Below are 10340 nucleotides of genomic sequence, written 5' to 3'. Positions count from 1 at the left end.
CCCCTAACCCGACAGGTTGAAGTTGCCGTTGGAGCCGTAGACCGACAGGGACACCAGAAGGGTCACCGACACGACCACGATGAGCGAGGTGCGCACGGCATTGCCCACGGCGTTACCCACCCCCGACGGCCCCCCCGTCGCGAAAAAGCCGAAGTAAGTGTGCACCAGCAGGATCGAGATCGCCATCAAAATGGCCTGAAGGAACGACCACAAAAGGTCGATCGGGTTGAGGAACGTGTCGAAGTAGTGGGAGTACAGCCCGCCCGACTGTCCCAGCAGCATCACCGTGGTGAACTGGCTGGCCACGAAGGACAGGATGACCGCGATCGCGTACAGCGGTGTCACCGCGACCATCCCGGCCACGATCCGGGTGCTCACCAGGTACTCGACCGGCCGGATGCCCATCGACTCGAGCGCGTCGATCTCCTCGTTGATGCGCATCGCGCCCAGCTGCGCGGTGACCCCGGCGCCGAAGGTGGCGGCAAGGCCGATTCCGGCCACCACCGGTGCGGCGATGCGCACGTTGATGAACGCCGCCAGGAAACCCGTCAGCGCCTCGATGCCGATGTTGCCCAGCGAGCTGTAGCCCTGGATCGCCAGCACGCCGCCGGTGGCAAGAGTCAGGAATCCGACGATCACCACAGTGCCGCCGATCATGGCCAACGTGCCCGCGCCCATGGAGATCTCGGCGATCAGCCGGATGATCTCCTTGCGGAAGTGCACCGCCGCGTGCGGCGTGCCCGCCAGCGCCCGGCCGTAGAACATGGTGTGGTCGCCGATGCGGCTCAGCGTTCCCACCGGTCTGCTGAGCTGCCGGCTGATGCGCGGGTAGGTGGCCCGCAGCGTGGTCAATGTTCCCATGTCTAGCCCGTCGTCATCTGGATGCCGATGGCGGTGACCACCACGTTGATCACGAAGAGCGCCATGAACGCGTACACCACCGTCTCGTTGACCGCATTACCGACCGCCTTGGCGCCGCCGCCGGTGATCGTCAGCCCGCGGTAGCAGGCGACCATGCCGGCGATCAGTCCGAACAGCGCGGCCTTCACGCACGAGATGATCACCTCGGGCACACCGGTCAGCAGCGTGATCCCGGCGGCGAAGGCGCCGGGATTGACGTCCTGGACGAACACCGAGAACACGTAGCCGCCGAGGATGCCGATGATCACCACCAGGCTGTTGAGCAACAGCGCGACCAGACCCGAGGCCAGCATGCGCGGCGTCACCAGTCGCTGAACCGGATTGATGCCGAGCACCTCCATCGCCTCGATCTCCTCGCGGATGGTGCGCGAGCCCAGGTCCGCGCACATCGCCGTCGCGCCGGCACCGGCCACGATCAGCACCGTCACCAGCGGGCCCAACTGCGTCACCGCGCCGAAGGCCGCACCCGCCCCCGACAGATCCGCCGCACCCAATTCGCGCAGCAGGATGTTCAGCGTGAACGACACCAGGGTGGTGAACGGGATCGCCACCAGCAGCGTGGGCGCCAGCGACACCCTGGCCACGAACCAGGACTGCTCCATGAACTCGCGCCATTGGAACGGCCTGCGGAAGATGAACCGGATCGCATCGGCGAACATCGCGAACAGGCCGCCGACCGCCTGCATCGGCGCCGATGCCCGACCCAGGTTCACCCCTGTCGTCCATCGTTCAGCCATCGGATCCGGGTCCTTCCAGAATGGTGACCGCCGACACTGCCGTCGGGCCACCGATATTGTGCGCCAACCCTATCCGTGCACCGTCCACCTGATTGACCGCCTCCCCGCGCAATTGACCGAATATCTCGACACACTGCGCGACGCCGGTGGCTCCGGGCGGATGTCCCTTCGCCTTCAGCCCACCGCTCGGATTGACCGGCAGCGCTCCCCCGACGGTGGTCGTCTCGGTCTCGACGAGCTTATGGGCCTCGAAGCGGTCGGCGAACCCGAGGTCCTCGTAGCTGATCAACTCGATGCCGGTGAAGTAGTCGTGCACCTCGGCGACGTCCACGTCGGCCGGTGACATGCCCGCCATCGCGAACGCCCGCTTGGCCGCTCGCACCGTCGCGGGAAAGGTCGTCATGTCCGGTTTGTGCGGGTACATCACCGAATCGAGCCCGAGTCCGACCCCGCGGATCCACACCGGCCGGTCGGTGAACCGGTCCACCACGTCTTCGGCGGCCAGCACGAGTGCCGCGGCCCCGTCGCTCTGCGGCGCGCAGTCGTACACGCCGAACGGGTCGACCACCATCGGCGCGGACATCGCCTGCTCGACGGTGATCTCGAAGCGCAACCGCGCCTTGGGGTTGTCGACGGCGTGCCGGTGGTTCTTGACGGCGATCATCGCCAGGTGCTCGCGCGTCGCCGGCGACTCGTGCAGGTAACGCCGGACATGAAGCGCGAATCCGGCGGGCGCGACGAGACCCAACGGGTAGTCCCACGCCATGTCGCGGGTCATCGCCTCCCAGCCCCACAGCATGTCCTTGGTCGCGACCTCGCGAAGCTTGTCCGCACCCATCACCAGCGCCACGTCGGCCGCACCGGAGGCGACCCCGAACAACGCATTCCGGACGGCGTCATTGCCGGTGGCGCAGGAGTTCTCGATGTGGGTGACGGGCAGTTCGTGAAGATCGAGGGTGTCGGCGAGGATTCCGGACGGGAAGCCGTCGGTCGTTCCCATCGCACCGAACCAGGCGGCGTCGAGGTCGCTCTTCGACATGCCCTTGTCGACGTTGGAAACACAATCGGCGAAGGCCATCGCCAGCAGATCCTTGATGCCGAAGGCGAAATGCTCGGCGAACGGCGTCATCCCCGCACCGACGACGGCGACGTTCCTCATGCCGCACCCGCGGAGCGGTCGCTCAGCGACTCGCGCGAGGATGCCGCGTCGGGTTCGAAGGCATAGCCGTAGTCGGGCACACCGGAGCGCACGGCGATCCGGCGCAGCGCCAGGCGTCCACGGTCACCGATCTCCACCGACCCGGGGGCCGCGCCGGTCACCTTCACCAATGCGCGCACCGCCACGTCGTCGAGTTCGACGATCACCAGAGAGTACGGCGATCTCAGGCCGGGCACCGGAATGCGCACGGTCGTTTCGGTGTAGACCGTTCCGGTTTTCGGCAGCGGGACCAGCTCGTAATCGGTGCTCAGCGAGCAGTCCTCGCCGACCCGGTACCGCGGCGGGAAGTCGAGCTGATCACTGCCGGCGTATCTGCCTGCTTCCCAACGCACTTTGGCTTCGAAGGCACGCTCGTAGGCGGCCAGCGAGATCGGCTGATCCGCGCCGGGGGTGACGGCGCCGTCCGGCAACGGACGCGCTGACGGTTCTCGTCGATTCACCTGAGCCTCGCCACCTGCGACCGTGATCCCGGACAGACTTGCCTGCTCGACCGCAACCAAGGGGCCGATGGTATCGGATTCGGTAAGGCTTGCGAGGGCGAATAATCCGGCACTTGCTCCATAAGTCGGGATATGTGGTGGCGTGCCCGCGCACAGCTCCGTCACCTTGTCGTATTCCACTCCGGCGACCGCGACGGGGGTGTCCAACCACGCTGCCGACAGCGATGCGAGCAAGCCCCGCTCGTGCAGCAGCCGCGGATCGCCGTAGTCGTGCACCACCCCGACCGCGTTGCGGGTGCGAACGGGCAGGCTGCGGGCCACGCGGGCCGCGGTGCGCACCCGCCGGCCGTGGTCGGCGGTCAGGATCGCCGCGGCGCCCGCCGGATCCAGGTCCACACCGATGATCAGTGACCGGGGGCGCGCCGAGCTGACCGCGTCGAGCGTGGCGGGCGCACCGCCCAGCCGCTCGTCGACCTCGAGTTCGGGGTCCAGTCCGAGGCCGGCCAACAGCACCGCGGCGTTGCTGCTCTCCACCGGGGGCAGGTCACGGCTGACCAGCACCACCCGCTCGACCGCTCCACCGGCGGCCAGCGCCGCGCGGCCGGCTTCGACCGCCATCGTGATCGCATCCTCGTCATCGCCCGCCACCCGGTGCAGGGGTGTTCCCCAGCACGGGAGGTAGGTCCCGATGGAAGCGATGTGCGGCATGGGTGTGAAACGACCCTTCTAGGTGACGGCGCCGGCGGTTTTGAGCTCGATGATGCGGTCCCAGTCCAGGCCCAGCTCGACCAGGATGTCGTCGGTCTGCTCGGCGAAGCCCGGCGCCGGACCGGTCCGCGGTGCAGTGACGTCGAACTGCACGGGATTGGCGACCAGTTCGAGCTCGCCGGCCTGCACCATGTATTCGTTCGCCCTGATCTGCGTGTCCTGGGCGGCCTGCAGCGTGTCCTGCACGGGCGCCCAGGGCCCGGCGAGCGTGGCGAACCGCTCGCTCCACTCGACCAGGGGACGCTTCTTCATCGCCTCGGTCAGGATCTCGTTGGCCGCGGCGGTGTTCTCGGCGATCGACTCCGCAGTGGCGAACCGCGGGTCGTCGGCGAGTTCGGTGAGGTCCATGTGCCGGCACACGTCGGCCCAGAACTTGGTGGGCTGCATCATCACGAAGGAGATGTAGCGGTCGTCGGCGGTGGGGTACAACCCGACCAGCGGGTTGATCGGCGAACCGTGCACCCCTGGCGGGAAGGCCTCCATGCGCTCATTGAGATGGTTGGTCAGCGCCACGGTGTGCCCCATCGCCCACAACCCGCTGCCCAGCAGCGAGACGTCCACCACGGACGGTTCGCCGGTGCGCTCGCGCTTCAGCAGCGCTGCGGCGATACCGCCGGCGAGGTTGGTGCCGGAGATGGTGTCGCCGTAGGCGGGTCCGGGAGGCCCGATCATGCCGGGCATGTCGGGCGGGGTGATGGTGCGGGCGGTGCCTGCCCGGCACCAGAAGGCCGTCATGTCATAGCCCCCCTTCACCGCTTCCTCGCCGCGCGGCCCCAACGCGCTGCCCCTTGCATAGATGATGTCGGGGTTGACGGCACGGATGTCGTCGATATCGATACCGAATTTCTTACGGTGCCCCGGCAGGAAGCTGGTGAGGAACACATCGGCCCGGCGGGCGAGCTCGAGCAGCACGTCCCTGCCCTCGGGCACGGACATGTCGAGTCCGATGCTGCGCTTGCCCCGATTGGCGTGCTCGATGTTCGGGTTGGGATCGCCTTCGACGCGCAGCAGTCCGGTCTGCCTCAGGCCGCGCTGCGGGTCCCCCGTCACCGCATGCTCGACCTTGATCACCTCGGCGCCCCACTCGCCGAGCACCGCACCCGCCGACGGCACGAAGCCGTACATCGCGACCTCGAGGACGCGGATGCCCTCGAGTGGCCCGCCGGAACTCACGACAGCACCCGCGCGAACGTCTTGGACTCGAGGAACTCCTCGAGCCCGGCGGTGCCCATCTCGCGGCCGATACCGGACTGCTTGAACCCGCCGAAGGGGGTGTCGGGGCTGAAGTAGTTGCCGCCGTTGATCGAGAACGTGCCGGTGCGGATACGCCGGGCGATGGCCAGCGCGCGCTCCTCGCTGCCGAACACGGCACCGGACAACCCGTAGATCGAGTTGTTCGCGATCCGCACGGCGTCGTCGTCGTCGGCATAGGCGATCACCACGAGAACCGGTCCGAACACCTCTTCCTGGGCGATCTCGCTGTCCGGGTGCACGTCGGCGAGCAGCGTGGGCGTGTAGAAGTAGCCCGGGTCGACCTTCTCGCCGCCGGTGACCAGAGTGGCGCCGCCCTGCACCGCACGGTGCACCATCCCGTCGACCTTGTCGCGCTGCTTCTCGCTGATCAGCGGGCCCATGTAGGTCTTCGGATCGGCCGGGTCGCCATAGCGCACCAGACCGAAGTTGTTCTTGATCAGCTCGACGATCTCGTCCTTGCGCGTCTCCGGCACGAGCAGCCGTGACGTGAGCGCGCAGCCCTGGCCTGCGTGGGTCACCATGCTGAACGCTGAGAACAGTGCGGCCATGTTGAAGTCGGCGTCGTCGAGCACGATCGCGGCGGACTTGCCGCCGAGTTCGAGGAACACCTTCTTGAGCGTCTCGCTGGCGGCGGCCATGATCCGGCGACCGGTCGGGGTCGATCCGGTGAAGGTGACCATGTCGACGTCCGGGCTGGTGGTCAGTACCGCGCCCACTTCGGGGTCGGCACCGGCCAGCACGTTCACGACGCCGGCCGGGATGTCGGTGTGCTCGGCGATCAGCTCACCGAGTGCCAGGGTGATCAGTGGGGTGTCCGGCGCCGACTTGAGCACCACCGTGCAGCCTGCGGCCAGCGCAGGCGCCAGCTTGGCCAGCGCCAGCTGATTGGGATAGTTGTAGGCGATGATCGCGGCGACGACGCCCGCGGCTTCCTTCTCCACCCACCGGTGGTGCTGCATACCGCGGCTCTCGATGTTGCCGAGATCCTCGGTCATCTCATAGCTCTTCAGCAGGTCCGCGTAGTAGCGGACGATCCCGATCGGCTGGTCGAGTTGCGCGCCCTGGCACAGCGACTCGGTGGCGCCCACCTCCGCGATGGTGAGGGCGGCGAATTCGTCGCGGTGCTCGAGGAGGGCGGTGTGCAGCTGTTCGAGACAGCGCACCCGCAGCTCGACGTCGGTCGCCCAGCCGGATTCGTCGAACGCCCGGCGGGCCGCCGCGACCGCCGCCCTGGCATCGGCCACCGTGGCGTCCGGCGCGTGGCCGAGCACCTCGCCGGTGGCCGGGTTGAGGGAGGGAAACGTCCGCTCGGTCTCGACCAGGCGCCCGTCGATCAGCAGTCTCCGGTCGGCCTTGGGTTCGGACGTCCCGGCGCTGTGGTGGGCGATGGAGTCGGCCCCCGAGACGTCTCCCGCGATGGTCGGCGTTTCCTGCATCATCCTCCTTGCGGCATGTGTGATGGAAATTTCATTCTCATCGAGGGCGAATCATACATTCGCTCAATGAGAACTCAAGGTTGCGTAGACCGGCTAGTCATAGGCTTCGGGTGCCGGATGAGCAGCATAGGACCCGCTTGACCGCGACGTTTCGAATCTTGCAGAATCGCCACCTCCGAGAGTACGGTTCTCATAATCGGAAGGAAGATTCTTGACGTCTGCGACGACCGTGATCGGCCCGGCCGCCTCCTCGAGCGCCGCCGGGCAAGCAACCGCTGAGGCCACCGCACTGAGGATCGCCGCGTGAAGAACGCTGTGGTGACCGGCGGCGGGTCGGGAATCGGCGCCGCCATCGTCGCCCGCCTGCGCGCCGACGGCCACCATGTCGCGATCCTCGACCTGAAACCCGGGGACGACGAGTTCGCCTTCGCCGCCGACGTCACCGACCGCGCTCAGGTCGACGACGCCCTGGCGGCAGTGCGCGCCAAACTCGGCCCGATCTCGATCCTGGTCAACGGCGCGGGCCTGGACAGCTTCAAGAAGTTCCACGACGTCACGTTCGAGCGGTGGCAGCGCGTCATCGACGTCAACCTCAACGGGGTCTTCCACTGCATCCAGGCCGTGCTGCCCGACATGATCGAGGCCGGCTGGGGTCGCATCGTGAACATCTCGTCGTCGAGCACCCATTCCGGCGCGCCGTACATGGCGCCCTATGTAGCGGCCAAGTCGGCGGTGAACGGGCTGACGAAGACGCTGGCACTCGAGTACGGCCCGGCCGGAATCACGGTGAACGCGGTGCCGCCGGGATTCATCGACACCCCGATGATGCGCGCCGCGGCCGAGAAGGGCTTTCTCGGCGACCTCGACCAGACCATCGCGGCCACACCGGTACGGCGGATGGGCCGGCCCGAGGACATCGCCGCGGCGTGCGCCTTCCTCATCTCGGAGGAGGCCGGCTACATCACCGGCCAGATCTTGGGCGTCAACGGCGGCCGGAACACCTGAACCGCCCTGCCGGACATCGACGAAAAAACGAAAGGACACCACTGTGGGACGCGTTGAGGGCAAGGTCGCATTAATCACCGGCGCAGCGCGCGGTCAAGGCCGCAGCCACGCCATCCGGCTGGCCGAGGAAGGCGCCGACATCATCGCCGTCGACATCTGCGCCGACATCGACACCGTGGGCTACCCGCTGGCCAGGCCGGAAGACCTCGAAGAGACCGCTCAGTACGTCGAGAAGGCGGGCCGCAAGGCGGTCACCGCCCAGGTCGACGTGCGAGATGCCGCGGCGCTCAAGGAGGCGCTGGACAACGGGGTCGCCGAACTGGGCCACCTCGACATCGTCGTCGCCCAGGCCGGGATCGCCGCCATGAAGGGCGCCCCGGCGATGCAGGCGTGGACCGACGGCATCAACACCAACTTCGTCGGCACCATCAACGCCATCCAGGCGGCGCTCCCGCACCTCAAGGAGGGCGCCTCCATCATCGCGACGGCGTCTGCCGCGGCGCTGATGGACGCCTCGAAGAAGGACCGTCCCGGTTCCGATCCCGGCGGGATGGGCTACATGACCTCCAAGCGCCTGATCTCCCAGTACGTGCACGACCTGGCGACCGAGCTGGCGGTCCGCAGCATCCGCGCCAACGTGATCCACCCGACCAACTGCAACACCGACATGCTGCAGAGCGAGCCGATGTACCGCTCGTTCCGGCCGGATCTCGAGAAGCCCACCCGCGCGGACGCCGAACTGGCGTTCGGCGTCCAGCAGGCCATGCCGGTGCCGTACATCGAGCCCGAGGACATCACCAACGCCGTGCTGTGGCTGGCCTCCGACGAGTCGCGCTTCGTCACCGGCATGCAGCTGCGCGTCGACGCGGGCGGTTACCTGAAGTGGTACGACTACCACGTGTGATTCCGTTGCACCGCAACATGATCAGCCTACTGGAGGGAAGCAGTGAAGGTCTCAGTTGACGGCACGCGCTGCCAGGGCCACACGTTGTGCTCGATGATCGCTCCCGATTCCTTCGAACTCGACGACGTCGACGGCCACGCGTCGCCGGTCAACGAGGACGTTCCCGGCGATCAGGAGGAGCAGGTGGCCGAGGCCGCGCACTCCTGCCCCGAACAGGCGATCGTCATCGAATGACTCCCGTTCCCCGGGGCCGGCAGGTCCCGATCCAGGCAGAGGAGACGACGCCGTGACCATCGAAGACGGTGTCACGACCGACGCCGACCGCAAGAAGAACACCTACCACTTCGACCGGCACACACCCGAGTACCGCCTGCAGTTCGAGAAGATCGCCGAGGAGATGCAGGCGAAGTGCCCGATGGCGTGGACCGACACCTACGACGGGCACTGGGTGGCCGCCGACAGCAGGCACGTGTTCGAACTGGCCCGCTGCCCCGTGGTGTCCAACCACCACGACATCAGCGGTGAGACCCCGTTCAAGGGCATCACGATCCCGAAGGCCAGTCGTGCCACGGTGGTTCGCGGCGGCATCCTCGAGATGGACGAGCCTGAACACAGCTCATACCGCGGTGCGCTGAACCCGTACCTGTCCCCCGCCGCGATCAAGCGCTGGGAGCCGTTCGTCGACGAGATCACCCGCGCGGCACTCGACGAGCACATCGCTTCGGGCCGTATCGATTTCGTCGAGCACCTCGCCAACGTGGTGCCCGCGGTGTTCACGCTGGCGATGATGGGCATCTCGCTCGACAAGTGGAACGTCTACAGCGAGCCCACCCACGCTTCGGTGTACACCCCGGAGCACTCCCCCGAGCGGGAGAAGATCAACGAGCAGCACCGCGAGATGGGCATCGACCTCATCACCAACATGATGGAGATCCGGGAGAACCCGCGCCCGGGCCTGGTGAACGCGCTGATGCAGTTGCGCATCGACGGCGAACCCGCGCCGGACATGGAGATCCTCGGCAATCTCGGACTCATCATCGGTGGCGGCTTCGACACCACCACCGCGCTCACCGCGCACGCCCTGGAATGGCTCGGTGAGCATCCCGACGAACGCGAGCGACTGTCGCGCGAACGCGCCACGCTGCTGCACCCCGCCACCGAGGAGTTCCTGCGCTTCTTCACCCCCGCACCCGGCGACGGTCGCACCTTCGCCGACGACGTGGAGGTCGAGGGCCAGCAGTTCAAGAAGTACGAGCGACTCTGGTTGTCCTGGGCGATGGCCAACCGTGACCCGGCGGTGTTCGAGAAACCGAATGAGATCATGCTCGACCGGAAGGGCAACCGGCACTTCAGCTTCGGTATCGGCGTGCACCGCTGTGTCGGCTCGAACGTCGCTCGCACGGTGTTCAAGTCGATGCTCACCGCGGTGCTCGACCGGATGCCCGACTACGTCTGCGACCCCGAGGGCGCCGTGCACTACGACACCATCGGCGTCATCCAGGGAATGCGCAACCTGCCCGCGACCTTCACCCCCTCCGAGCCGCTTGGGCCCGGCCTGGACGAGACGATCGAGAAGCTGCAGCGGATCTGCGACGAGCAGGAGCTGGCCAGGCCCATCACCGAGCGCAAGGAACCCGCGGTAATCGACTGATCTCG

General features: G+C 67.3%; 10 protein-coding genes. 4 read left to right on the top strand and 6 right to left on the bottom strand.

Features of this window, described 5'->3' with window-relative positions:
- Positions 1-3: 3 nt before the first annotated feature.
- From AB0K11_RS27105 to AB0K11_RS27080, 6 genes are read right to left on the bottom strand one after another with little or no spacing between them, the layout of a single operon-like run.
- Positions 4-861, bottom strand: coding sequence for an ABC transporter permease (locus AB0K11_RS27105; protein WP_364984587.1), 858 nt, complete (start codon positions 859-861; stop codon positions 4-6).
- A gap of 2 nt (positions 862-863) precedes the next feature.
- Positions 864-1658 carry an ABC transporter permease gene (locus AB0K11_RS27100; RefSeq protein WP_364984585.1) on the bottom strand — a complete coding sequence of 265 codons (795 nt, stop codon included), beginning with the start codon at positions 1656-1658 and terminating at the stop codon, positions 864-866.
- Positions 1651-2817 (bottom strand): thiolase family protein, encoded by a 1167-nt coding sequence (locus tag AB0K11_RS27095; RefSeq protein WP_364984583.1) that lies wholly within the window; start codon positions 2815-2817, stop codon positions 1651-1653. The genes AB0K11_RS27100 and AB0K11_RS27095 overlap by 8 nt, the downstream gene beginning before the upstream one ends.
- Positions 2814-4025 carry an OB-fold domain-containing protein gene (locus AB0K11_RS27090; protein WP_364984581.1) on the bottom strand — a complete coding sequence of 404 codons (1212 nt, stop codon included), beginning with the start codon at positions 4023-4025 and terminating at the stop codon, positions 2814-2816. Before AB0K11_RS27090 ends, AB0K11_RS27095 begins: the two co-directional genes overlap by 4 nt.
- Before the next feature lie 18 nt (positions 4026-4043).
- The gene (locus AB0K11_RS27085; RefSeq protein WP_364984579.1) at positions 4044-5258 is read right to left on the bottom strand and encodes a CoA transferase; all 1215 of its coding nucleotides are present in this window, start codon (positions 5256-5258) and stop codon (positions 4044-4046) included.
- Positions 5255-6775 carry an aldehyde dehydrogenase family protein gene (locus AB0K11_RS27080; protein WP_364984577.1) on the bottom strand — a complete coding sequence of 507 codons (1521 nt, stop codon included), beginning with the start codon at positions 6773-6775 and terminating at the stop codon, positions 5255-5257. Before AB0K11_RS27080 ends, AB0K11_RS27085 begins: the two co-directional genes overlap by 4 nt.
- Before the next feature lie 303 nt (positions 6776-7078).
- Here AB0K11_RS27080 and AB0K11_RS27075 point away from each other — a divergent pair, with 303 nt between their 5' ends.
- Genes AB0K11_RS27075 through AB0K11_RS27060 form a run of 4 tightly spaced genes read left to right on the top strand, consistent with a single transcriptional unit; the run spans position 7079 to position 10335 of the window.
- On the top strand, positions 7079-7780 hold the full coding sequence (locus AB0K11_RS27075; RefSeq protein WP_364984575.1) for an SDR family NAD(P)-dependent oxidoreductase: 702 nt from the start codon (positions 7079-7081) through the stop codon (positions 7778-7780).
- A gap of 43 nt (positions 7781-7823) precedes the next feature.
- Positions 7824-8684, top strand: coding sequence for a mycofactocin-coupled SDR family oxidoreductase (locus tag AB0K11_RS27070; protein ID WP_364984573.1), 861 nt, complete (start codon positions 7824-7826; stop codon positions 8682-8684).
- A gap of 42 nt (positions 8685-8726) precedes the next feature.
- Positions 8727-8918: a ferredoxin gene (locus AB0K11_RS27065; protein ID WP_269893485.1), complete on the top strand. Its 192-nt coding sequence runs from the start codon at positions 8727-8729 to the stop codon at positions 8916-8918.
- A 52-nt stretch (positions 8919-8970) separates the two neighbouring features.
- Positions 8971-10335: a cytochrome P450 gene (locus AB0K11_RS27060; protein ID WP_364984570.1), complete on the top strand. Its 1365-nt coding sequence runs from the start codon at positions 8971-8973 to the stop codon at positions 10333-10335.
- The last annotated feature ends 5 nt before the right edge of the window (positions 10336-10340 follow it).

The organism is Mycobacterium sp. NPDC050551 (assembly GCF_040674075.1).
Lineage (GTDB): Bacteria > Actinomycetota > Actinomycetes > Mycobacteriales > Mycobacteriaceae > Mycobacterium.
Note: the sequence above shows the minus strand (reverse complement) of the source record. Positions and strands in the feature narration are given on the sequence as shown.

What these genes read in the sequence shown, in the direction of transcription:
- AB0K11_RS27105 (WP_364984587.1), bottom strand. Translation starts at nt 861, where the DNA reads ATGGGAACATTGACCACGCTGCGGGCCACCTACCCGCGCATCAGCCGG.
- AB0K11_RS27100 (WP_364984585.1), bottom strand. Translation starts at nt 1,658, where the DNA reads ATGGCTGAACGATGGACGACAGGGGTGAACCTGGGTCGGGCATCGGCG.
- AB0K11_RS27095 (WP_364984583.1), bottom strand. Translation starts at nt 2,817, where the DNA reads ATGAGGAACGTCGCCGTCGTCGGTGCGGGGATGACGCCGTTCGCCGAG.
- AB0K11_RS27090 (WP_364984581.1), bottom strand. Translation starts at nt 4,025, where the DNA reads ATGCCGCACATCGCTTCCATCGGGACCTACCTCCCGTGCTGGGGAACA.
- AB0K11_RS27080 (WP_364984577.1), bottom strand. Translation starts at nt 6,775, where the DNA reads ATGCAGGAAACGCCGACCATCGCGGGAGACGTCTCGGGGGCCGACTCC.